This window comes from Mucilaginibacter sp. (assembly GCF_965225845.1).
In the GTDB taxonomy this organism is placed as follows: Bacteria; Bacteroidota; Bacteroidia; order Sphingobacteriales; family Sphingobacteriaceae; genus Mucilaginibacter.
This window is the reverse complement of record NZ_CBDDBL010000002.1, coordinates 1,432,361-1,455,511: the sequence shown is the minus strand read 5'-3', so window position 1 is coordinate 1,455,511 and position 23,151 is coordinate 1,432,361. Positions and strand designations below refer to the sequence as shown.

Genomic DNA, 23,151 nt, shown 5'->3' with positions numbered 1-23,151 from the left:
TTAGTTATCCAACAACTCCCAGATGAAGATAGAGAACACATCCTTTACTCAATAGATGGCCTTATCCAACATGCTAAAACAAGAATAGCTTATAAGAAGTAAACAACAAAGCCTGGCGTTGGGCCAGGCTTTATTATAATGTTGTCTTGTCCCACACACGATTCTTGCACCAATGATGGCTTATTTCTTTCGAAAATATACAGTTTCGCCATAATCTTGATTAGACAACTTCAATGTATCCTTTATTTTAAGATCATAAGAGAAACTTTGAACATATCCATCATAAGATATCTTAATACTATCACCCTTGATCTGATACTTATAAGATTTAAAATGTTCTGGGTAATATATGGTTGATTTTCTAATTTCAAACGCAGGATTATCTGTTCCCTTAAGAATCCATAAACCAACTAATGCGTTTACACTGTCCGTTTTTATATCAACAGATTTAGTAATACTTTCTTCTTTTTTAATAGTATCTTTTTTGACTTTGGTTGGATTAGGATGTCTATTTGCACTATCAACAATACTTTGATTGTTTCCATTTGATGCATTGTTAGCATTCTCAGAATGACATGCTGAAGAAAACATGAGTCCAATGATGATTGAAATTTTTCCTATTTGATTCATATTATTGTTTTATTTCAAGATGAAAAGCCGGATCAGTCGGTGGTGTTAAAATAAATACTCCTTGATTTCTACTTTCTTGTATAAATCCTCTTTTGTTATTAATAGTATTGGGTGCAATGTCTAAAACGTTAACAACATTTGGATCACCTGTATGCCTAGATACATTTTGTGGCCCTAAACTAATAATTTCATCAGTCATATCGTTAACAATTTCGTCGTCACTTTCTCCATTTGCTATCCCTTCTTCAGCCACGCGGGTGACCATATCTCCATATCTGCCGTATAGTCTGTAGCTAAAGGCAACTCCATGGGTTAAAATATTATGATACATTGCTCTTGCTTGCCCCCTTGGTGTTCGTTGCGTACTTGTAATGAAAATATTATGATTGTTTGAAGCGTCCATTATTTCATTTATCTTTCTTAAAGTATATGAAGAAACAACCCGTCTATTAGCGTTTGGCCCCCAGTTGATTGTATTATCGTCGTCTGAATTATCTTCGCTTTTACTTTGCTTTTTCCCTGTAATTGTACCACCAGCAGTATTGACTGTGTAATTTTTACCATCAGCTTGAACTACGTCTCCAGGATTCACGACATTCGGAACTGGGTTGTTCGGTTTTATTGTATCTAAACCAAATTGATCTATAAAATTTACAGGATTGTTAAGTACATAATTATATGGATTAATATCTGGATGTAGTTCTGCCAGTAGATCCACCGTTGTCCATCTCGCCACCACCGGATCATAGAACCTTGCGCCGTAATCGTATTGCCTACAGCTAATAAACTATCTAATTTGAGTAATATTTCCAGATAATTTATAAACATTCATAGACAAAGTGTCTAAATTAATAAATGATGAATTGTTTAATATTAATTTTTTTGAGTAATCTAATTTATTACGTTTTTCTTCGGCGACGATAATTGTATTTAAAGGTAATTCGTATTTAGACGATGTTACAAATTCGCCTTTTTCGTTCGTCGCTATTAAAAGTATTTTGTTACAAGGTTTAATTTTATTTCTTGAAAGTTTATTTCCAAACAAAACAGTTAAGTTACCTTTGAAATTTTCGGGAACAACTAATATGGTTATATCAATTGTATATAAAAAAGTTAGATAAGTATAATCAGCAAATAGTATAAATATACATATGCAAAGTTTTACAAGAACTTTTTTTATATGTTGATGTAAGGAAGTAATTATATTAACAATTGCGAGCAATCCCAGAGCAAATAAGGAATGAAGAAAAACTCTGCCATTTATATAATTTGCTAAGGCTTCAATTAAGACTATTGCGAAACCTAAAGCTGTAAGAAAATAATTTATTCTATTAATTAGCGCCATCGTTTTGTCCTTCTGATTTGTCATAATCCATGCCATCTTGTGTGCCATCTTGATTGTGTTGTTGAATTGATTGATCTATTCGTTTGGAATCTCCATTTTCATCTACAGCGTTCTGAGATTGGTCTCTATTAAATTGTTGAGCTTCTGATACTTCATTTTTAAGACCATTACTAATATTACTTTTAGATAAATCAGTGGTCGTTGTGATATTAGAGTTTTCTACTACTTGATGTCCTGGGTCATTTCCAGTTGTCAGATTAAAATATTTGCCCTCTGTTATATTATAATTTGTAGACACTATTGTTGTATTCTGAGTCACTTTATTTGTTGTCAAGTCTACCGTTGTATTCACCTCTACATTAGTGATATTAACTTTATTATCATCAAATTTAATACTTGACGAATTTGTATTTTCAGTAACTTTATTTATTACTTCGGGTATTGTAGTTCCCGCATATGCCTTCATAATGTTAGAAAACAAACTGCCTGAAAGTTGCTTATCATTACTATATTTTACTGATCCGACACTAGCATTTTGCGTTTTTAAAATCTTCATCTCGCCAGCTCCCGCATAATCGATGATTTTTTTATCAATAAATTTAGTCCATAACGGATCACCTGGACCCATTCCATCTTTGTCTATAAATCGAATAGGGTTATCTATTGCATAGTCATAAGGAGAATACCTTCTCATTTTCTCTGCAAGTGGATCAATTGTCGTAAACCGTGCAATTACAGGATCGTAGAAACGCGCGCCATAATCATAATGCCTACCTATATTTTTACCAATTGCATCCTTTTTACTTAGTTTTCAATATCATACCTTTCAACTTACGGGTGATTAAATTTCTGTTAACGACTTTTGCCTGGTAAATGGAGAAGCTTTGCTTTGAGGCAAGGCTTTGGATTTTTGGGCCGGTGATGCTGTAGGTTCCGTTTTTAACGAAGTTGAGGGCGTGGGCTAAAAGCATTTCTGTGGAATCGCCAAAGTTTTTGGTTACATCATCACCGGCAAGCATGCCCGGGTAAGTTGATGATCCGGGCGCCATACCACTGTAATAATTACCCTTACCCGCAGAGTTCTCTACCGAAAACTGCGGCGAGTACAACACATAATGCCCGATCGGTATTGGCGTCTCGCCTACCGGTTTGCCGTACGTGGTATCCCCTATCAATTGCACATTCATCTCCGGTAATAAGTTATTGATGGTGAGTTCACTTGCCGAAGCGGTTTCGCTGGTCACTATAAAAAATACGCGACTAACATTTAAGCTTAATGCCTTGGTAAAATTTACTTGATTATTGGCAACAATAAACATACCCGGAGTAACCGCTATCTTTTTAGCCAGCAAAGGATAAATATTATTTTGCAAATTGCTATTAAAGTAAGTCGTGTACATTAAGGTATTACTCTTATCTGCCGGCGCTATCAGGTCGTCCAGATAGGCGGCAGTTTTTTCCACTCCTCCCGCATTATAACGAAGATCGACCACCAGGTCATTAACACCATTGGCTATAAAATAATTGAAGGCAGTATTTAATTGTGGTTGCGCATTTGCCAGCGCGGTAAAACTACCAAATACCATATAACCAACTACATGCCCGCTACCTAAATTGAATACTTTATAAAGCAGCACAGGGTTTACGGTATAAGCAGCTGTAGTAAGGCTAACGCTTTTTGTTGTACCATCAGGTAATTGAACCTGCATGCTTATGGAGCTGCTGTAGTAAACTGCGTTAATAATAAAGTTGGACGTTGTACCGTCATAGGACAGATCAGTATTGCCGTTTATACTCAATATCTGGTATCCCCGTTGCAATCCTGCCGCCGCCGCGGGCGAATTAGGGTTTACATATTTTATGCGCAGATCATTATCATTGGCATACAAGGGTTCAAAACCAAAATCTGTGTTTGTACCATTTAATGATGCCTGTTTGGTTCCGTCATCTAAAAAAGAATATTTTGCCGTCCCCGGATCTGAGGGATAATATTCATATGGCTGCCCCGTAGACGGATTGATTTTTAGCTGGGATATAGCGTTAAGCTCGTTAGTTAAAGCGCCAAGGTTACTTGTGCCGCCATATGAACGCGGATCGAAGGTATTATAACCCGGTATGGCATCAAACCATAAGTAATCTTCTTTTTCGTAGTAGTAAACCGAATCCTGTACCAGATTAAAAGATGTGGAAGAACCACCCTTTTTATCCTTTTTGCACGATGCTAAAACTGCTGTTGTTAAAATAACGATTAAATAAACAAGTTTCTTCATTTTACCGGGGTATCGCTATAAAACAAAATCGATTTACTATTACTACCTGTGCTGATTTGCCGGATTCGAATCTAACCACCAACACCGATAATATAATTGCAATTTATAAAAATTGCGCTACATTAACATAATCAACACCGCTGGCTTCGGCACACATTAAATCGTCATCAGTATTGCCGACCATAAATATATCCCTCCGGTTTAAATGATGGTCTGCCAATATTTTATTGACTATGTCAGGTTCGGGCTTTGGTAAAATTTCACAAGCGAAGTAGCAAATCAAAAACTGCTCCAGCCCATGCCATTCCGTATGCTTGATTTTATTTAACTGCTGTGCGGGATTTCCGTTGGTGACAATAAAAAGCTTTTTACGGTCGACAACAATATCCTGCATCAGCTCCAGCATGTTTTGATAAAGCAAAAGCTTTAACGGAACGTTGGCTGTATCCATTAAAAAGTTAAAATGCAGGTGATAATTATCATTCAAGCCATATTTCTTTTGCACAGCGGCAAATACAGCGTCTTTGCCCTGTTTATTAAAGGTCTCAACCATCAGGTTGGTCGCTTCTGTAGCATCTATCAGGTCTAAATATTCCAGGTACCCGGCAAATAAATAATAAACCTGGAACAGGTAATCTTTTTCAGGATAAAGCACATTGTCCAATTCAAAAATAAAAGCGGTTTTACGCGTATCTATGTCGGTATATTTCATTGGTTAGAGAAGGATAGAAATAAAACTCTAATTACCATAAATTATTTTAATTCCGTACTCAAAAAACAGTTGTTCTGCTTCCCTCAAAAGCGAAGCCTCCTCATCCCGCAGGGCATACACCTCGTCAATGACCTTGTCTAAACAAAGGGTTAACATTTGGTGGCTGTAGGAAGCTGATTTCGGATCGGGAAGCCTAAGCATTTTACCTGATTTGATCATCAGGTCAGGCAAAGCCTCGTAATCGCCTAAGATAATGTCGCCTGTGAATAATTTACTTTTAAGCTGATAAGCCGCAGCTGAATTTGCCGATGTAATTAATATACTCACGCGTTATATAATTAAACCGTCTTTCATGGTTACCCGGCGGTCTGATAAACCTGCCAGGTCGTCGTTATGCGTTACGATCACGAAGGTTTGATTAAACTCCTTACGAAGCCGCAAAAACAGCTCATGCAATTCACGCGCGTTTGTTGAGTCCAGGTTGCCCGATGGTTCATCCGCAAAAATAAGCGCCGGGTTATTGATCAGCGCCCTCGCCACAGCTACACGTTGCTGTTCGCCGCCTGAAAGTTCGTTTGGTTTATGGGTTATCCTGTCTGCCAGGCCTAATATTTCTAACAAATGTGTTGCTCTTTTTTCCGCTTCACCGCGGGACGTACCAGCGATAAATGCCGGGATACAAACGTTTTCCAGCGCGTTAAATTCACTCAATAAGTGGTGAAACTGGAATATAAAGCCAATTTTACGGTTACGGAAAGTGCTCAGGTTTTTATTGCTAAGTTTGCTTAGCTCCTGGTTATCAATAAATAACTGACCGCTATCGGGCCTGTCTAAAGTGCCTAAAATATTCAGCAGCGAACTTTTACCCGCACCGGATGCACCAACAATGGTAACAATTTCGCCCCTGGCAACCTCAAGGTCTACCCCCTTTAAAATATGCAGCTGACCGTAGGATTTATGAATGGATTGCGCTTTAAGCATGGCGGTAAAAATAGTGATAAGTTAGGAATTAGTGAATGGTTGATCGGTTGAATTATTGATTTGGTTGAAGAATAGCGTATGTTTTAATATGTCAAAGAGCAACATCAGCTTTCGATCTCACATCATTAAGCTGCTATATACAAATTTCGGGGTTTTGGTTTGAAAAAGTGCTGACACTATTTTGTCAGTACAGTAAGTAATTATCGCTTTTAAAATGTCTTGCCATAGAATTTGTTATGTTGGGGATTTAAACAGATACCGGCCCATGCTTAAGGCCTGTATAGTACGAGTGAAAAGCCCGGCCGAAGGGAACGCCCAGAAGCTTTTACGCGCTCCGTTGACTCACCCGGTCTTTGCTGCGCCCGACCACCCACTCCTCGCCTGCGCCGGAAAGAGGTTAAATGCAATAATTTTCCCACGCCATGTTTACCTCTTGCGGCAGAGAGGGCAGGTGGGGCGGCTGAGCGATGACCGGTTGAGTGAAAACGCCATTACATTCGGAAGAGTTATATAATAGTTCACTGGTCAATTGTAAAAATTTTAACTAATTCCACCTCGCTTATCACTATATCAAACAAAATTGTAGATTTACCGCAAATTCTACACAAAAGATGAATATTCACGAATACCAGGGTAAAGCCATACTAAAAAGCTTTGGCGTTAGAGTTCAGGAAGGTATTGTTGCTGATACCGTTGAACAGGCTGTTGAAGCTGCAAAAAAAATGAAAGATGACTACAACTCGAGCTGGGTTGTTATCAAGGCACAAATTCATGCAGGCGGTCGCGGTAAAGGCGGCGGTGTTAAATTAGCCAAAAATTTAGATGAGGTTAAACAACGTGCTACCGATATTTTAGGTATGCAACTGGTTACCCCGCAAACCGGCCCCGAAGGTAAATTAGTTACTAAAGTATTAGTAGCACAAGATGTTTACTATCCCGGCGAAAGCGAAACTAAAGAGTTTTACATCAGCGTATTGCTTGATCGTGCTAAAGGCCGAAATATCATTATGTATTCGACCGAAGGAGGTATGGATATTGAAGAAGTGGCACACTCAACCCCTGAGCTGATCTATAAAGAAGAGATCGATCCTAAAGTTGGTTTGCAAGCTTTCCAGGCACGTAACATCGCCTTTAACTTAGGTTTATCAGGCGATGCCTTTAAAGATATGGTAAAATTTATTACCGCTTTATACAAAGCCTATGATGCTACCGATTCTTCTCAATTTGAAATTAACCCGGTATTAAAAACATCCGACAATAAAATTTTAGCGGTTGATGCTAAAGTAAATATAGATGATAACGCTTTGTACCGCCACCCTGATTTTGCTGCATTACGCGATGTTGCAGAAGAAGACCCGATGGAAGTTGAAGCCAGCAAATCAAACCTCAACTATGTAAAGCTTGACGGTAACGTTGGTTGTATGGTTAATGGCGCGGGTTTAGCAATGGCAACCATGGACATCATTAAAATTGCCGGTGGCGAGCCTGCTAACTTTTTAGACGTAGGCGGAACCGCCAATGCTGAAACGGTAAAGGCAGCCTTCAACATTATTTTGAAAGATCCGCATGTTAAAGCTATTTTGATCAACATCTTCGGTGGTATCGTTCGTTGCGACCGTGTTGCCCAAGGTGTTATTGATGCTTATAAAGAGATCGGTAATATACCTGTTCCAATAATCGTTCGTTTGCAAGGCACAAACGCTGTTGAGGCTAAAGAACTGATCGATAACTCAGGATTAAAAGTATTCTCGGCTATCTTGTTAAAGGATGCTGCTGCAAGAGTTAAGGAAGTACTTGCTCTTTAATCATTGAGTAATTAGGTCATTGAGTCATTCGACTAATTGATATCAAAAAGGGAGCCGTTGCTCCCTTTTTTGTTGGAATGAAAATTTGGTGTTTGCAGAAAAACAAAAGCATTACATTTGCATTGTTATCACAAAACAAAAAGTAATTATGACATTTATTGAGAAGAATTTAGCCAATAACGAGAAGATAGTTTACAAGGCACAATTACATTGGTGGATATATGGCAAATCTGTTTTGTTGTTTATACTTGGGCTAATTATTGTGATATATGGATCAACTTCTGGTTTTAGTCCTGCAGCAAAAGAAGGCGTTAAGGTAGTTGGTGGATTGCTAATTTTGATTAGTATAATTGGTTTAATAAGCGCTTACACTCGTTCAAGCTCGTCGGAGTTCGCGGTTACTAACCGCAGGATTATGATGAAGACAGGTATTGCTAATAGAAGATTGATCGAGTTACAGTTAAACCGCTCGGAAGGTTTGGTTATTGACCAGGGCATCATCGGGCGCATATTTAACTATGGCACTATTATTATAAGAAGCGGTGGTACAATGGAGGAGATCTTTTCGCCTGTTGCCGACCCTTATGAATTTAAAAGACAGATCAATAATGCGATTGAGGGTTCATTTGCGCCCATAAATAATCCGTCAGCAATATAATTCAAATTAAAATATTTATAGATGCCGGTACTCAAGTCGGGATTGGTTGGTTGATGATAAGCAGCCATAGCAGTGTTTCACTTTGGAATAAAAAGCAACAAAATACCTTGATTGTTTTTTAGGAGTTTTATCAATAAAAAACAGGGCTTTTTTATGCTATTTTCGATGTAAAACCCCGTTTTAAAGGTTTTTTTAGGATCAAAATTGACCATAAAAAGCTTGTTTTATGACGAATTTTCAATCTAATAATGGCGTTTTCAGGCAGTATCAGGGCGTTTTCGGGGATAAAAGTGTTTCAAAATGTACCATTTGTGTCATTTGTTTCTTGATACACTTATCCTGCGTATGCGCTTGCATCCTCAGAGGATACCGTACTTACCAACTCGTAATTTGGCACGAAAGTTTTTTCACTGCTGATAGCCATGTCCAGTTCAAAGGTTGACGGGTATGGGGTATTTAGCAGGCTGCCCTTAGGTATGTAGGGAAATAGTTCAGCATAGGTTTGGATCTGGTTGCTGCTTACGCGCCGGTAGATGAACATGCGGTGAATATCATCCGGGTGCTGCAAGCCAGCCGCGCCAATCATCTGTATAGCACTGGCTACGGTTGCCTTGTGGAAGTTGGATACACGTTGCTTCTTTTCTTCCACTACAAGGCCTTTCATGAGGCTTTTATCCTGTGTAGCTACACCTGTAGGGCAGGTGTTGTTATTGCACTCCAATGCTTGTATGCAACCTAATGCGAACATCATTCCACGGGCACTGTTGCACATATCGGCTCCTAAAGAAAAATTCTTTACCAGGTCGAACCCGGTAGCTACCTTACCTGAAGCGATGATCTTGATATGCTTTTTCAGGTTGAAGCCCGTTAAAGCATCATATACAAACGCCAAAGCTTCGCGTAACGGCATACCTACAGAGTTGGAGAACTCTAACGGTGCAGCACCAGTGCCGCCTTCGCCCCCATCAACGGTGATGAAGTCAGGGTGTATACCTGTTTTGATCATAGCTTTGCAAATAGCCAGGAATTCGCTTTTGTGGCCGAGGCATAGCTTAAAACCAATCGGCTTACCTTCAGAAAGCTGGCGTAACTTTTTGAGGAACGCCATCATTTCCAATGGATTAGAAAAAGCGGTATGGTATGGCGGCGATATCACATCCTCTCCCATCTCAACCAAACGGATCTTAGCAATTTCAGGAGTTACTTTAGCTGCTGGTAATATACCACCATGACCTGGTTTAGCACCTTGTGAAAGCTTGATCTCAATCATTTTTACTTGGGGCAATACGGCTCGCTCTGCAAAGGCGTCATAATCAAACGTGCCATCCTTATGCCGGCAACTGAAATAACCAGTACCAATTTGCCAGATGATATCGCCGCCAGGCTGCAGATGATAATGGCTGAGGCCGCCTTCACCTGTGTTGTGCGCAAAGCCGCCTATTTTGGCACCGCTGTTGAGTGCGAGAATCGCGTTTTCACTTAGCGAACCAAAACTCATTGCTGAAATGTTATAAACGCTTGCTGAATATGGTTTAAGGCAATCTGGCCCTCCTACGGTAACGCGCGGACTCATATCTAATTTTGTATGATCTATAGCTGCTATGCTGTGGTTAAGCCATTCGTAACCGTTTTCATAAACATCCAACTCTGTACCGAACGGACGTGTGTCATCATCCATTTTTGCCCGCTGATATACCACACTTCGATACTGGCGATTAAATGGTGTTCCGTTAGTATCGCTTTCTATAAAATATTGATAGATCTTAGGGCGGAGATCTTCCATCACAAATCGCAAATGTCCGAATACCGGGAAGTTGCGGGTGATAGTGTGCTCCGTTTGGATCATATCATAAATACCCAAAACTACAAATGGCACCACTACTACCAGTGACCATACAGCCGGATGCCAAATGATGCTCCAGGCAATCAGCATACTTAAAATTATAAAGGCAGATATAACGAACAGCTTTCTCATTTGTAAAGGGATTATTCCTTGTAAATCTAACGCTTAGCACAATAATTCTGCAAATGAATGGTTAAAGATTCAAGCCAATGTCGATAAAATGTCAATTTAGATTCTAAAATAGATGTTTAAACATATATTTATTTACATTTGTTCATTAATCAATCATAAGAAATCATGGCAACAACAACAAAATGGGTTTTGGACCCAATGCACTCAGAAGTACAATTTAAAGTAAAACACCTGGTTATCTCAACTGTAAGCGGCTTTTTCAAAAGCTTTGAAGGCGAGTTAGATACTGAAAATGATGATTTTACAAATGCTAAAATCAATTTTTCTTTAGATATCAATAGCATTGATACTAACCAGTCACAACGTGATGAGCATTTAAAATCCGCTGAATTTTTTGATGCTGAGAAATATCCTAAAATCTCTTTTAAATCAACCTCATTCACTAAATCAGGTGATGATGAATATAAATTAGTTGGTGATTTAACTGTAAAAGATGTTACTAAGCAAGTAACTCTTGATGTGGAGTTTGGTGGCGCAGCTGATGATTTTTACGGTAATACCAAAGCTGGTTTTGAAATTTCGGGTAAAATTAACCGTAAAGACTTCGGTTTAACCTGGAGCGGTGTTACTGAAGCCGGTGCTGTAGTTGTTGGCGAAGATATAAAGTTGCTGATCAACGCTCAGTTTGCTAAACAAAAATAATTCGATTTTTAAATTTCGAATTTCCGATCTCGGAATTTAATTAAGATATATAGAGCCGGAACTAATGTTCTGGCTTTTTGTTGTATATATGCGAAGCGATTACTAATGAAACAAATTCGAAACCAAAAATCCAATATCTGAGCTATAATAAAATGTTAATCAAGATATATCCTGAAAATCCCAATCCAAAAGCAATTGAACAAGTAGTAGAGGTTTTACGCAAAGGTGGACTCATCATCTACCCTACTGATACCGTTTATGGCTTGGGGTGTGATATCACGAATCAAAAAGCAATAGAGGCTATCTGTAAGATTAGAAACATCAAACCCGAAAAAGCAAATTTCTCCTTTATATGCTATGATCTGAGCCATATTTCGGATTACACTAAACCTATTGACAGTACAACTTTCAGGGTTATTAAAAAAGCATTGCCGGGACCCTTTACATTCATATTCAATGCAAGTCATGCCGTGCCTAAGTTGCTTAATTCTAATAAAAAAACAGTTGGTATAAGGGTTCCTGATAATAATATAGCGCGAGAAATTGTTAAAGCACTTGGCAACCCGATAGTATCTGCATCTATAAAGGATGATGACGAGATCATTGAATACTCAACCGATCCGGAATTAATCTATGAAAAATACCAGGACCTGGTTGATTTAGTGATCGACGGTGGCTATGGAGGCAATATCGCGTCGACCATAGTAGATTGCACAAGCGGTGATTTCGAAGTTATCCGTGAAGGTAAAGGGGATTTAGAACAATTTCTTTAAACTTACGAAGTTTTAAAAACTTCGTAAGTTTCTTAATGCTTGATAGACTTTATAAAAGCAGGGATTTTATTCAGATAATCGTCTTCGCCTAAAAGTTTCACAAAAGCACTTCCTACAATTGCGCCATTAGCATACTCGCAGGCTTTATCAAAGTTTGCTTTTTTAGATATACCGAAGCCTATGATGGTAGGATTTTTCAACCGCATCGCTTTGATGCGCTTGTAATAATCCTCAATACTAACTGAAACATCTAAACTACCACCGGTAATAGATGATGATGAAAGCAAATAAATAAAAGCATTGCTCAACTCGTCTATCTTGCGGATTCGATCTTCAGCTGTCTGAGGAGTTACTAAAAATATATTACTCAAATTATTGTCTAAAAAATATTTAGAATACAATGCCTCATATTCATACATCGGCAAATCAGGAACAATCACACCATCTACACCAATCTCAGCAGCTTTTTTGCAAAAATTTTCCACGCCGTACTGCACTATTGGGTTTACATATCCCATTAATAAAATGGGGATGCTTACTGTTTTACGCAAATCTTTCAATTGCTTAAACAAAACATGAAGCGTCATTCCATTTTCTAAGGCCTGTTGTGAACTATGTTGTATGGTCGGGCCATCAGCTACCGGATCTGAATATGGAAACCCAATCTCCAGGAAATCTACACCTGATTTTTCAAGCGCTTCAGCAATAGCGACCGTACTACTTAACTCAGGGTAGCCAGCCGTAAAGTAAATGGATAACAGGTTGTTAGCTTTATTTTTAAAAAGGTTTTGTAAACGGTTCATGCTGTTAAAATCCAAAATATTTTATATATGTATCTAAGTCCTTATCTCCCCTGCCAGATATGCAGATCACTACGTTATCATCTTTTTTAAATTGTATTTTTTCCAAATAGGCTAATGCATGTGCTGTTTCTATTGCGGGAATGATTCCCTCTAATTGTGAACAAAGTAAACCTGCCTGCAACGCTTCATCATCGGTAATGCTCACATATTGTGCGCGGTTAATTTTGTAAAGATGCGCATGCTGCGGGCCAATACCAGGATAATCCAGGCCAGCCGAAATAGAATACGGTTCAACAACTTGCCCGTCGTCTGTTTGCATTAATATGGTACGGCTGCCATGCAAAACGCCTTCCTTTCCTAAGAATGTTGTTGCTGCTGAATGTCCTGTGTTTACCCCTTTTCCGGCTGCTTCAACAGCTACCAACTTCACATCTTCATCATCCAAAAAATGATAGAACATACCCATCGCGTTACTACCACCGCCCACACAAGCCATTACATACTGTGGTAATTGATTACCTGTTTGTTTAAGCAGTTGTTTCTTTGTTTCTGCGGATATAATAGACTGAAACCGTGCAACCATATCAGGGTAAGGATACGGGCCAACTACAGAACCAATGATGTAATGCGTATCAACCGGGTTAGCTATCCAGTCGCGCATTGCTTCATTGGTAGCATCCTTAAGTGTTTTACTGCCCGATGTTGCCGGCACCACCTTGGCTCCAAGCATTTTCATACGCGATACATTTGGCGCCTGGCGTTGTATATCGATTTCACCCATGTACACAATGCATTCAAGGCCCATTAAAGCACAAACCGTAGCTGTGGCTACACCATGTTGTCCTGCACCGGTTTCAGCTATGATTCGATGCTTACCTAAGCGCTTGGCCAATAAGATTTGACCGATGGCATTATTGATTTTGTGAGAGCCTGTATGGTTCAGGTCCTCACGCTTGAAAAATATGTTTGCGCCATATTTTTCAGAATATCTTTTAGCGTGATATAGTGGAGAAGGGCGACCAACATAATTCTTCATCAGATCATCGAATTCTGCCTTAAAGGTCGGATCTTCAATGATATTCAAATATTGCTGCCTTAACTCTTCAACATTTGGATAAAGCATTTCAGGGATGTATGCCCCACCGAAATCACCATAATATCCTAAATCATTAACTCCGTATTTCATTGGTTATCGTTTTGTTTCAGCATTTCAAATGCTATTTCTAATTTCTCAATATTTTTCAGTGCAGGTGATATCTCAAACCGGCTGTTTAAATCAACCCCATAAAATTTCGGGTGATGAATCTCGTTAACCGACTCCAAATTTTCCAAACTTAATCCGCCACTTAAAAAAAAAGGTACATCAAACCTATAGTTATCTAACAAAGCCCAGTCATAGGTTTCACCTGAGCCGCCGTAGATACTTGTTTTTGTATCGAACAGGAAATAATCTACATGATCAACATAACTATAAAGGTCTTCAAAATTAAAATCATCGTTTATTCCAAATGCCTTAATAACTTTTACATGGCCTTTAAATTCTGCACCTATTTCAGGCCCTTCGCTGCCATGTAATTGTATGGCATCAAAGCTATATTTGTTTATTATTTGTTTTATTTTATCAACATCTTCATTAACAAATACCGCAGTTTTAATAATGTTTGATGGAATTGAATCTATAATATTAATTGCAATATTCCCTACAAATCGTGGTGTTCCGTTATAAAAAATAAAGCCCATGTAATCAGAATTTAAAGCAACAATCGCCTTAACATTGTCCGCTTCACGTAAACCACAAACCTTTATTTTCATTTTAATTAGCTAATAAAAGTTTAAAACTGTTTAATGCTTTTTTGCTTAATAGCGACTCTTCGGCTTCATAAAAGCAATCCGCGAAGCTTTTGCCAGAGTCAATTGTTTTAATAGCCAAAGCAGCATTGCTTAAAACCACATTGTTTTGCGCGTTTGTTGCTTCGCCATTTAAGACACTTTTAAATATTTCAGCAGATTCGCTCACTGTATGTCCGCCGCTTATTTCCGCCGGGTTTAATTGATCAAATCCTAATGCTTCAATGCTATAGATTTTTTCCCCATCAGCACTGAAGGTTTTAAAGTCACAGGTTAACGAAACCTCATCATAACCATCTAACGCATTCAGTATAGTATAGTTTTTATTTGATTTTTGGTATAGATAAGCATAAACCCTTGCCAGTTCTAAATTAAACACCCCTACCAGCTGATTGTCAGGCCTTGCGGGATTAACCAACGGACCTAACATGTTAAAAAATGTTTTTACACCTAACTCCCGGCGTATCGGTGCAACTGTTTTCATGGCTGGGTGGAATAACGGTGCATGTAAAAAGCAGATATTAGCCTTATCAATACTAGACCTAAGCTTATCCCCATCGCTGGTGAATTGATAACCTAAAAATTCGATAACATTTGATGAGCCGCAACCGGATGAAACGCCGTAATTACCATGCTTAGCCACTTTATAGCCCGCTCCGGCCACTACAAATGATGCGAGTGTAGATATATTGAATGTATCCTTACCATCGCCACCGGTTCCGCAAAGATCGATCAAGTTCTCAGTTTCAAGGTCAACCTCTAAGCAAAGCTCGAGCATGGCATCACGAAATCCTTCCAGTTCGTTTACCGTAATGCTACGCATACAATAAGCTGTCATGAATGCAGCCATTTGCGAGTTGTTATATTTACCCAAAGCCAGGTCAGTTAAAATCTGTTTTGACTCCTCGCGGCTAAATGTTTTGTGCTCAAATAAGTGATTTAATATCGCTTTCATAATTTTTTATAACAAAAAAGGGTTACCACACGGCAACCCTTTTGTATATGTTAAAAATAACAGATATGGAATTGCCTTACGATCTCTCGTTAAGCCACCACCAATTGTTATTTAATGCTATCGTTTTCATTTCCGCAACAAATATGGTAATAGTTTTTCTAAAAACAAACAGAATAAAAAAATTACGATATTAGTTGCTTATCTACCCACATGGCGCTGCATCACAAAAGAAAAATAAACCCTGAAGACGACCTTGGTTTTGGTTACCAGCCGGTAATTAAAAATCAACCGTTGATCAATAAAGACGGATCGCCAAATGTTAAGCGCAAAGGTCTTCCCTTTTTTAATACGGCCGACAATTACCATAAGCTTATTACAATGGATCTGGGAAAATTCAGCTTACTGGTATTGTTTACTTACGTAGTGTTAAACGTAGTTTTTGCGCTAATATACATGGTTGTTGACCCAAACAGCTTGTATGGGATAAAAGATGATACCGGGTTAAATCATTTTTGGGAGGCTTTCTTTTTTTCAGCACAAACTATTACAACAGTTGGTTACGGGCATATTTATCCGCAAGGAATGGCTGCAAACAGTGTAGCAGCATTTGAGTCGATGCTTGGTTTACTATCCTTTGCCATGGCGACTGGTTTGTTGTATGGGCGTTTTTCAAAACCATCAGCCAAAATCATCTACAGTAAAAACATAATTGTAGCACCCTATAATGATAATTGCCGTGGGTTAATGTTTAGATTGGCTAACCAACGAATGAATATTTTAGTTGATCTTAATATTGAGATCATATTTTCTTATAATGAGGATGTGGATGGCAAACTGATCCGCCGTTTTTTTCCTTTGGAATTGGAAAGAAAATCAGTTAGTATCCTTACCCTTAACTGGACAGTTGTGCACCCGCTTAATGAAAACAGCCCTTTAAAAGGTATGACGCTTGCTGATCTTAAAAAATCTGAAGCTGGATTTGCTGTATTATTAAAAACATTTGATGACGCATTTTCACAAACTGTGCACTCACGCACTGCTTACATGCACGAGGAAATAATTTGGGGAGCCAAATTTAAGCCCATATTTGACAGGGATCCCGAGGGACGAATTATTTTAGATTTAGGCAAGATCAACCATTATGATCTGGTTGATTTACCAGACGCGCATATCATGTAACTATTTGAGCAGGGAATTTTTTTCCTTTTTAAAAACTTTGTAAACCATCTTGTCCAGAAAGCCGGGTATAAATTTACTTAGTGCAACTGTTAGCTTACCCTGGCCGGTCATGATCAATGTTCTTTCTCTATTCTCTACCCCATCCACAATAATTTTAGCTGCTTCATCAGCCGTCATCATTTTTTCTTCGTGAAGCGTGCTTTCACCTTGCTGAGTGCCATTTTTATCCAACGCTGTATTGCGAATATTTGAAGCTGTAAAACCCGGACAGGCAGTTAACACATGCACGCCGGTGTTTAAATTTTCAACGCGTAAAGCATCCAAAAAACCATTCATTGCGAATTTTGATGCTGAATAACCTGTCCGCCCAGGTAAGCCTTTATAGCCTGCGATGGATGATACCCCTACTATACTACCTTTGGTTTTAATAATTTCGGGCAAGGCAAATTTAGTGCAATAAACTGTACCCCAAAAGTTTACATCCATTAATTGTTTCAATACTGTAACATCAACATCTTTAAATAAAGCACGCATGGATATACCGGCATTATTCACCAATACATCAATTTTTTTAAATGTAAGTAAAGCCTGTTTGATGAGCTGATCGCATTCATCCTCTATAGATACATCGCAATGCACCGCAAAAGCTCTAATTCCATATGTTTTTTCGAGTTCTGTAGCTATTTCGCAAAGTAAAACATATTGCCTGGCACCTAAAATAAGGCTGGCGCCACGTTTGGCAAATTCATGAGCAAGGGATTTTCCGATACCTGATGATGCACCGGTTATAATTACTACTTTATCTTTCAACTTCATAAACTAAAGGCATTTGTCCCAAGCCTCCAAATTTAATCTCTGGCATCCTGAACAAATATTTAAAGGCGAATATAATCATCGCCCCATAAAAGTTCTTCACAAATTGCCAGTTTAATTTAGCTGTGTTAGCCAAATTAAAGTTGATGATATATGTTTTAGGAAAGTAGTAGTTTTTAAAACCCGCAAGCCTTATTCTATATGACAGGTCAATATCATGTCCATAGTTGCCAAAATTCTCATCAAAAAAACCTATCTCGTTTAAAACAGACCTGCGCAAGAGCATAAAAGCGCCATTAACAAAATCAATTTGTGATGTTTGAAACTCCTCCACCCAATCCTTACGGTTACGATCGCCAATGCGGGTTTTAGGGAAATATTTGGCTAAGCCTGTCAGTTTAAAAAACGCAATCCAATGGCTGGATAAGCCTCTGTTTGATTCAGAAAGAAAACTTCCTTTTGGAGTGATCATCCTAACACTTAAACCACCTGATTCTGTATGCTCATCCATAAATTCAAGGGCACGCTCCAAAGTCTTTTGTGATGATATAATATCCGGGTTGACTACTAAAATATACTCACCGGATGCTAAATTGATCACCTCGTTATAAGCCTTTGTATAAGTAACCTGCTTTTGGCTTGCGATTATGTGAAAATGAGGAAAGTTGTTCTCAATCATTTTTATCGAGCCATCTATGGAAGCATTATCAAATATAAATACCTCATAGTCAATATTTTTACCTGCGTCAACTAAAGCTGTCAATGTGTGCTTAAGCAATTCGCAAAGGTTATGGTTGATAATGACTACAGATAATTTCATATTATTTTGATAATGAATTTTCGTATGGAACACGGGTAGCGATGGACCGACCTAAAGTTAATTCATCCACGTATTCTAATTCACCACCAAAAGCTATGCCACGGGCTATAGTTGAGATAGTTATATTGAAAGGTTTTAATCTTTTGTTCAAATAAAAGATGGTTGTATCGCCTTCCATTGTCGCACTTAATGCGAAGATCACTTCATTCACAACATCATTTTTCAAACGTTCTACCAGTGTATCTACTTCCAGGTCTGATGGGCCAACCCCATCCATAGGCGATATCAATCCACCCAAAACATGGTACATACCATTATATTGATTGGTATTTTCAATGGCCATTACATCACGCGTATCTTCAACCACGCAAATGGTACCCTCATCCCGTTTGGGGGATGCACATATCTGGCAGATCAATTGGTCAGAAATATTATGGCATGTTTGGCAAAATTGTATCTCGTGCCTAAGCTTACTTATTGCTCCGGTAAAACGGTCTACTTCTTCGCTATCCTGCTTTAATAAATGCAATACAAGGCGCAAAGCGGTTTTTTGTCCCACACCCGGCAGTTTAGCAAATTCAGCTACTGCATCCTCCAGCAACTTTGATGAAAAGTTCATGTTACGAAGATAATAATTTGATCATTCATTAACATGAAAGCATGATTAGTTAATAAGTGGATTTTGTAATTTGCCGGTCATATATTACAACCCAATATCATGAAAAAAATATGCGTTTACTGCGGTGCAAATTTTAACGGAGATCCGTTATTAAAGCACGCTATTGACCTGTTAGCTGAAGTTATGGTAAATAACAAAATTTATTTAGTTTACGGCGGAGGGAAAGTTGGTGTAATGGGCCTAATTGCAGATGCTGTTTTAAATAAAGGCGGCATTGTTGAAGGCGTTATCCCCCAGTTTTTAATGGATAAAGAAGTAGGGCACAACGGTATTACCAAACTCCACGTTACAGAAAACATGCACGAACGCAAACAATTAATGAGTGATTTGTGCGATGGTTATATAACCTTACCTGGTGGCTTAGGCACTATGGAAGAATTTTTTGAGGTGCTTACCTGGTTACAGCTAGGCTTGCATAACAAACCAATTGGTATATTAAATGTAAACGGATATTATGATTTTTTATTAAAACAGTTAGATGTAATGGTTGAACAGCGCTTTTTAAAACCTGTGAACCGCGAATTGGTAATATCATCTGCGGACCCGATTGAACTAATAAACATGATGAATAATTTTAAACCTGAAATAGATGAAGTATGGTTTAGAGACAGAAATTTAATATAAACCTTATTTATAAATTTAATTAATCCAGTCTGCATTAATTAATTTCTTTATATTATTGCTTGTGATAAAAAATGTATCAAAGAGTTTAATTATTTGTATTTGTGTCCTTTGCGCAGTCTATTTAATAATAAGCTTAAAAAATAGGCCAATTATTTTTAGTGATGCAATACATGGTTATATAAGTTTACACAATTACTTAAATGGTGGTGGTTGGAATAAACAGTTACAATTTAATGCTAATGCAACTAAACTTAATGTTCAAAATCTAACCTGGTGGGCTCCCGGGCAATATGAACTTCCTTATTTCGTGGCTAAATTATTATATTGCAGTGTTGGCTTTTCTATAAGTATCCTGTCTTTTATTTCTATTATAGTAGGTGGTTTTTTATATTATAAAATTTTCAGAAGGTCATATTTGCCGATAACCACTGTTTTGGCTGCCTTATTAATTTTGCTATTACAAAGGTTTATCAATATAAATTTTATCCTGTTTTCTTCGTCAGATCTATTCCTTTTTACTTGCATTCCATTATATATATATTCATATCTAAAAGTAAAGGAATTACATACTTATTACTGGGTTAACCTAATTGTGTTATTATTGGTCAACTTATTTGGCTTATTTATAAAAAACGGCTTTTTATTGTTTAGCACGGCATTTAATACTTACCTCGCTGTCGAATTCTTTGAGGAATATCTAAACATAAAAAAACAAGTAACCATTTTGTACTTAATTAAAAGGGCCACATTTATACTCCCATACCTATTATCAGTTTTATTATTTTATTGGTTCTTTCTAAGGTTGGGATCCAATCCAACATCAGGCGCAGGGTTTCTGATAAACTTTACCGCATTAATATCAGGCGCATTTTCAGGGTGTTTTGGGGTTATATTTTCAGCATTAAGTGCAAACTCTTTTTATGGAAATATTCAAGGCAAAATGGCTTTTTTAAATCCGTACATCACAGTATTGATGTTCGGATTTTTATTAATTCTTTTCTATTTGATTTACTTATCCGGAAAAAACATTAAAAACAGGTTTAAAACCGATGTTATGTTTAGGATAACATTTATAGTGAGCATAATGTATGTTTTATATTGGATTATATTTACCCTTAAACGGAGTTATATTAGTAATGAAGATCGTTTATTTTTACCGGCAACAATATTGTCATTTCCTTACTTAATAGATTATTGTTTTAAGGCACCCAAATTTTTAAAATTTACTGCTTACATAATAATTTGTTTATCAATTGTATACGGCGTAGGAACCATGTACTACAGGATCAAAACCTATAGTAGCGACAATATGTCCACATTTTCAAATGATCATAACTTGTATGGTTTTAAATTATTTACTCATCAACCTAATGAAACTGCTCAATTGAACCTAATATCAAAATTCGTTTCAACAGGTTATAAAAATGAGGCTATAATTGCTGCAGATCCTGACGCATTGCTTTTATTGAATACGACAAATCAGTACATAATTGTTAATGGTACTAACATACCTGTAGTAATAAATGATTCAAAAAAGTACTTATTACTAGTTGACAAGACTGAAAAGATTAATTCAAAAGGATGGCAGCAAATATATACAACGATTAATTACAATCTTTTTCTATCTAATTAAACAAACGGATAATAAAACAAAATTTCTCAATTTTACCTTTTCTTACACTAATGTAGCTACATTACATTTTTTCCCATTATACCAATTATGGACATCGAATTTAACAAGAACGAGGATATCAATAAACAACTTGTTTACGAGGTAAATACCAGGCTAAAAAAGGTTTTTTTAGGTGGAGGTGAAAAAGCCGCACTCAAGCAAAAAGAAAAAGGCAAAATGCTTGCGCGTGAACGTGTGGCTTACCTGATAGATAAAGATAAACCCTGGCTGGAAATAGGGGCTTTTGTAGGCGATGGTTTGTATGCCGAACATGGTGGATGCCCATCAGGCGGCGTAATTTGTGGAATTGGCTATGTATCAGGCAGGCAATGCGTTATTGTCGCTAATGATGCTACGGTAAAGGCTGGTGCTTGGTTTCCGATTACCGCTAAAAAGAATCTGCGCGCCCAGGAAATCTCTATGGAGAATAAACTTCCTATTATTTACCTGGTTGATTCCGCGGGTGTTTATTTGCCTTTGCAGGATGAGATATTTCCGGATAAGGAACATTTCGGCCGTATATTCCGCAATAATGCGATTATGAGCAGTATGGGTATTGTACAGATCTCTGCCATAATGGGATCATGTGTTGCAGGTGGCGCTTACTTACCTATCATGAGCGATGAAGCGATGATCGTAGAAGGCACAGGATCAGTTTTTTTAGCCGGATCATATCTTGTAAAATCGGCTATTGGAGAAGACATAGATAACGAGAGCTTGGGTGGTGCGGGTATGCACTGTGAAATCTCAGGGGTAACTGATTATAAGCAACCAAATGATCAGGCTTGCCTGGATAGCATCAAGAATATCTTCAGCAAGATCGGTGATTATACCAAAGCCGGCTTCGACAGGATAAAACCTGCTCAACCAAAACTCGAACCTAAAGATATTTATGGCATTTTACCCGATACGCGAGACAAGCCTTATGACATGCGTGAAATTATCCTTCGGCTGTTGGATGATTCCGATTTTGAAGAGTATAAAACCGAATATGGGCAATCCATTATCTGCGGTTTAGGCCGTGTTGATGGTTGGGCAGTTGGGATTGTTGCCAACCAGCGAAAAGTGGTAAAGTCAGGTAAAAAAGAGATGCAATTTGGTGGTGTTATCTATTCAGATTCTGCAGATAAAGCTACCCGTTTTATCATGAACTGCAACCAAAAGAAAATACCCTTAGTATTTTTGCAGGATGTTACCGGTTTTATGGTAGGTAGCAGATCGGAACAAGGCGGTATTATTAAGGATGGTGCAAAAATGGTTAACGCCGTGGCAAATTCAGTAGTACCTAAATTTACAATTGTAATTGGTAACTCGTACGGAGCAGGTAATTACGCAATGTGTGGTAAGGCCTATGACCCGCGGTTAATTTATGCATGGCCATCCGCTAAAATTGCGGTCATGGGCGGATCACAAGCAGCCAAAACGTTATTGCAAATCCAGGCAGCAACGTTAAAGGCAAAAGGCGAAGTTGTGATAACACCGGAAAAAGAGGCAGAGTTATTAAAAGAAATCAGCGACAGATACGATTCTCAAACTACGCCATATTATGCAGCTGCAAGGCTTTGGGTTGATGGTATTATTGATCCGCTTGAAACCCGTAAAGTGATATCAATGGGTATTGAGGCTGCAAATCATGCGCCTATTGAAAAGGCCTTTAATGTTGGAGTAATTCAAACGTAATTTAGCCCATTTTATAAAAATCCTGCAAAAAAAGCTTTAAAGCTACTATTAACACTATAATAATAATAGTTATAATTATTGCAAACTGCTTTAAGGCTTTATTTTTATCCATATCATGTTTTACGTCATTTAGCTGCATAGGTTCATGCAAAATATTAACACGATTAATGTTTACCAACATCTGACCAAGCAAATTGCCTTTTTTCTTAACTTCGTGCTTCAATTTA

Annotated in this window: 25 protein-coding genes; 8 read left to right on the top strand and 17 right to left on the bottom strand. The window is 37.9% G+C overall.

The annotated features are described in order from the left end of the window. Nucleotides 1-180 precede the first annotated feature (180 nt). The 8 genes from ACYZ0U_RS10395 to ACYZ0U_RS10360 all read right to left on the bottom strand — a co-directional run bounded on the left by ACYZ0U_RS10395 (nucleotide 181) and on the right by ACYZ0U_RS10360 (nucleotide 5,938). Entirely contained in the window at nucleotides 181-630 is a 450-nt protein-coding gene (locus ACYZ0U_RS10395; RefSeq protein ID WP_461452021.1) for a hypothetical protein, read from the bottom strand. 1 nt (nucleotide 631) lies between these two features. After that, a complete protein-coding gene (locus ACYZ0U_RS10390) occupies nucleotides 632-1,414 on the bottom strand; it encodes an RHS repeat-associated core domain-containing protein (protein WP_461453701.1) in 783 nt (260 codons plus the stop codon). A 3-nt stretch (nucleotides 1,415-1,417) separates the two neighbouring features. Further along, nucleotides 1,418-1,975, bottom strand: coding sequence for a hypothetical protein (locus tag ACYZ0U_RS10385; protein ID WP_461452020.1), 558 nt, complete (start codon nucleotides 1,973-1,975; stop codon nucleotides 1,418-1,420). Continuing rightward, nucleotides 1,962-2,753 (bottom strand): RHS repeat-associated core domain-containing protein, encoded by a 792-nt coding sequence (locus ACYZ0U_RS10380; protein ID WP_461453699.1) that lies wholly within the window; start codon nucleotides 2,751-2,753, stop codon nucleotides 1,962-1,964. The genes ACYZ0U_RS10385 and ACYZ0U_RS10380 overlap by 14 nt, the downstream gene beginning before the upstream one ends. 22 nt (nucleotides 2,754-2,775) lie before the next feature. Continuing rightward, nucleotides 2,776-4,245, bottom strand: coding sequence for a S41 family peptidase (locus ACYZ0U_RS10375; protein ID WP_461452019.1), 1,470 nt, complete (start codon nucleotides 4,243-4,245; stop codon nucleotides 2,776-2,778). A 103-nt stretch (nucleotides 4,246-4,348) separates the two neighbouring features. Next, on the bottom strand, nucleotides 4,349-4,957 hold the full coding sequence (locus ACYZ0U_RS10370) for an HAD family hydrolase (protein ID WP_461452018.1): 609 nt from the start codon (nucleotides 4,955-4,957) through the stop codon (nucleotides 4,349-4,351). Nucleotides 4,958-4,984: 27 nt separating this feature from the next. Continuing rightward, nucleotides 4,985-5,284, bottom strand: a complete 300-nt coding sequence (locus tag ACYZ0U_RS10365) for a hypothetical protein (protein ID WP_461452017.1) — start codon at nucleotides 5,282-5,284, stop codon at nucleotides 4,985-4,987. Nucleotides 5,285-5,287: 3 nt separating this feature from the next. Beyond that, nucleotides 5,288-5,938 carry an ABC transporter ATP-binding protein gene (locus ACYZ0U_RS10360; protein ID WP_461452016.1) on the bottom strand — a complete coding sequence of 217 codons (651 nt, stop codon included), beginning with the start codon at nucleotides 5,936-5,938 and terminating at the stop codon, nucleotides 5,288-5,290. Between the two features lie 569 nt (nucleotides 5,939-6,507). Between ACYZ0U_RS10360 and sucC the strand changes: the two genes are divergently transcribed. After that, nucleotides 6,508-7,743, top strand: a complete 1,236-nt coding sequence (gene sucC, locus ACYZ0U_RS10355; protein WP_461453697.1) for an ADP-forming succinate--CoA ligase subunit beta — start codon at nucleotides 6,508-6,510, stop codon at nucleotides 7,741-7,743. Between the two features lie 148 nt (nucleotides 7,744-7,891). Next, nucleotides 7,892-8,401 (top strand): PH domain-containing protein, encoded by a 510-nt coding sequence (locus ACYZ0U_RS10350; RefSeq protein WP_461452015.1) that lies wholly within the window; start codon nucleotides 7,892-7,894, stop codon nucleotides 8,399-8,401. A 334-nt stretch (nucleotides 8,402-8,735) separates the two neighbouring features. Here ACYZ0U_RS10350 and ACYZ0U_RS10345 read toward each other — a convergent pair whose 3' ends face one another. After that, entirely contained in the window at nucleotides 8,736-10,376 is a 1,641-nt protein-coding gene (locus ACYZ0U_RS10345) for an FMN-binding glutamate synthase family protein (RefSeq protein ID WP_461452014.1), read from the bottom strand. 165 nt (nucleotides 10,377-10,541) lie between these two features. On the opposite strand from ACYZ0U_RS10345, the gene ACYZ0U_RS10340 reads away from it, so the two are divergent. Both ACYZ0U_RS10340 and ACYZ0U_RS10335 read left to right on the top strand, forming a co-directional pair. After that, nucleotides 10,542-11,078, top strand: a complete 537-nt coding sequence (locus tag ACYZ0U_RS10340; protein ID WP_461452013.1) for a YceI family protein — start codon at nucleotides 10,542-10,544, stop codon at nucleotides 11,076-11,078. 152 nt (nucleotides 11,079-11,230) lie between these two features. After that, a complete protein-coding gene (locus tag ACYZ0U_RS10335; RefSeq protein ID WP_461452012.1) occupies nucleotides 11,231-11,851 on the top strand; it encodes an L-threonylcarbamoyladenylate synthase in 621 nt (206 codons plus the stop codon). Between the two features lie 32 nt (nucleotides 11,852-11,883). Here the strand turns inward: ACYZ0U_RS10335 and trpA are convergent, their stop codons facing one another. Genes trpA through trpD form a run of 4 tightly spaced genes read right to left on the bottom strand, consistent with a single transcriptional unit; the run spans nucleotide 11,884 to nucleotide 15,457 of the window. Then, the gene (gene trpA, locus ACYZ0U_RS10330) at nucleotides 11,884-12,654 is read right to left on the bottom strand and encodes a tryptophan synthase subunit alpha (protein ID WP_461452011.1); all 771 of its coding nucleotides are present in this window, start codon (nucleotides 12,652-12,654) and stop codon (nucleotides 11,884-11,886) included. Nucleotides 12,655-12,658: 4 nt separating this feature from the next. Further along, on the bottom strand, nucleotides 12,659-13,840 hold the full coding sequence (trpB, locus tag ACYZ0U_RS10325) for a tryptophan synthase subunit beta (RefSeq protein ID WP_461452010.1): 1,182 nt from the start codon (nucleotides 13,838-13,840) through the stop codon (nucleotides 12,659-12,661). Continuing rightward, the gene (locus tag ACYZ0U_RS10320) at nucleotides 13,837-14,466 is read right to left on the bottom strand and encodes a phosphoribosylanthranilate isomerase (protein ID WP_461452009.1); all 630 of its coding nucleotides are present in this window, start codon (nucleotides 14,464-14,466) and stop codon (nucleotides 13,837-13,839) included. Before ACYZ0U_RS10320 ends, trpB begins: the two co-directional genes overlap by 4 nt. Nucleotide 14,467: 1 nt before the next feature. Further along, nucleotides 14,468-15,457: an anthranilate phosphoribosyltransferase gene (gene trpD / locus ACYZ0U_RS10315; protein ID WP_461452008.1), complete on the bottom strand. Its 990-nt coding sequence runs from the start codon at nucleotides 15,455-15,457 to the stop codon at nucleotides 14,468-14,470. Nucleotides 15,458-15,667: 210 nt separating this feature from the next. Here trpD and ACYZ0U_RS10310 point away from each other — a divergent pair, with 210 nt between their 5' ends. Then, the gene (locus tag ACYZ0U_RS10310) at nucleotides 15,668-16,636 is read left to right on the top strand and encodes an ion channel (protein WP_461452007.1); all 969 of its coding nucleotides are present in this window, start codon (nucleotides 15,668-15,670) and stop codon (nucleotides 16,634-16,636) included. Here the strand turns inward: ACYZ0U_RS10310 and ACYZ0U_RS10305 are convergent, their stop codons facing one another. Genes ACYZ0U_RS10305 through recR form a run of 3 tightly spaced genes read right to left on the bottom strand, consistent with a single transcriptional unit; the run spans nucleotide 16,637 to nucleotide 18,888 of the window. Continuing rightward, nucleotides 16,637-17,452, bottom strand: coding sequence for an SDR family oxidoreductase (locus ACYZ0U_RS10305; RefSeq protein ID WP_461452006.1), 816 nt, complete (start codon nucleotides 17,450-17,452; stop codon nucleotides 16,637-16,639). It lies immediately after the preceding gene. Next, nucleotides 17,436-18,269, bottom strand: coding sequence for a glycosyltransferase (locus tag ACYZ0U_RS10300; RefSeq protein ID WP_461452005.1), 834 nt, complete (start codon nucleotides 18,267-18,269; stop codon nucleotides 17,436-17,438). The genes ACYZ0U_RS10305 and ACYZ0U_RS10300 overlap by 17 nt, the downstream gene beginning before the upstream one ends. Nucleotide 18,270: 1 nt before the next feature. Further along, nucleotides 18,271-18,888, bottom strand: coding sequence for a recombination mediator RecR (recR, locus tag ACYZ0U_RS10295; protein ID WP_461452004.1), 618 nt, complete (start codon nucleotides 18,886-18,888; stop codon nucleotides 18,271-18,273). A gap of 99 nt (nucleotides 18,889-18,987) precedes the next feature. Here recR and ACYZ0U_RS10290 point away from each other — a divergent pair, with 99 nt between their 5' ends. The 3 genes from ACYZ0U_RS10290 (at nucleotide 18,988) to ACYZ0U_RS10280 (ending at nucleotide 22,924) form a co-directional block, all read left to right on the top strand. Next, nucleotides 18,988-19,572, top strand: a complete 585-nt coding sequence (locus ACYZ0U_RS10290; RefSeq protein ID WP_461452003.1) for an LOG family protein — start codon at nucleotides 18,988-18,990, stop codon at nucleotides 19,570-19,572. 61 nt (nucleotides 19,573-19,633) lie between these two features. Beyond that, the gene (locus ACYZ0U_RS10285; RefSeq protein ID WP_461452002.1) at nucleotides 19,634-21,205 is read left to right on the top strand and encodes a hypothetical protein; all 1,572 of its coding nucleotides are present in this window, start codon (nucleotides 19,634-19,636) and stop codon (nucleotides 21,203-21,205) included. Nucleotides 21,206-21,292: 87 nt separating this feature from the next. Continuing rightward, nucleotides 21,293-22,924, top strand: coding sequence for an acyl-CoA carboxylase subunit beta (locus ACYZ0U_RS10280; RefSeq protein WP_461452001.1), 1,632 nt, complete (start codon nucleotides 21,293-21,295; stop codon nucleotides 22,922-22,924). 1 nt (nucleotide 22,925) lies between these two features. Here ACYZ0U_RS10280 and ACYZ0U_RS10275 read toward each other — a convergent pair whose 3' ends face one another. Further along, nucleotides 22,926-23,147, bottom strand: coding sequence for a hypothetical protein (locus tag ACYZ0U_RS10275; RefSeq protein ID WP_461452000.1), 222 nt, complete (start codon nucleotides 23,145-23,147; stop codon nucleotides 22,926-22,928). Between the last annotated feature and the right edge of the window lie 4 nt (nucleotides 23,148-23,151).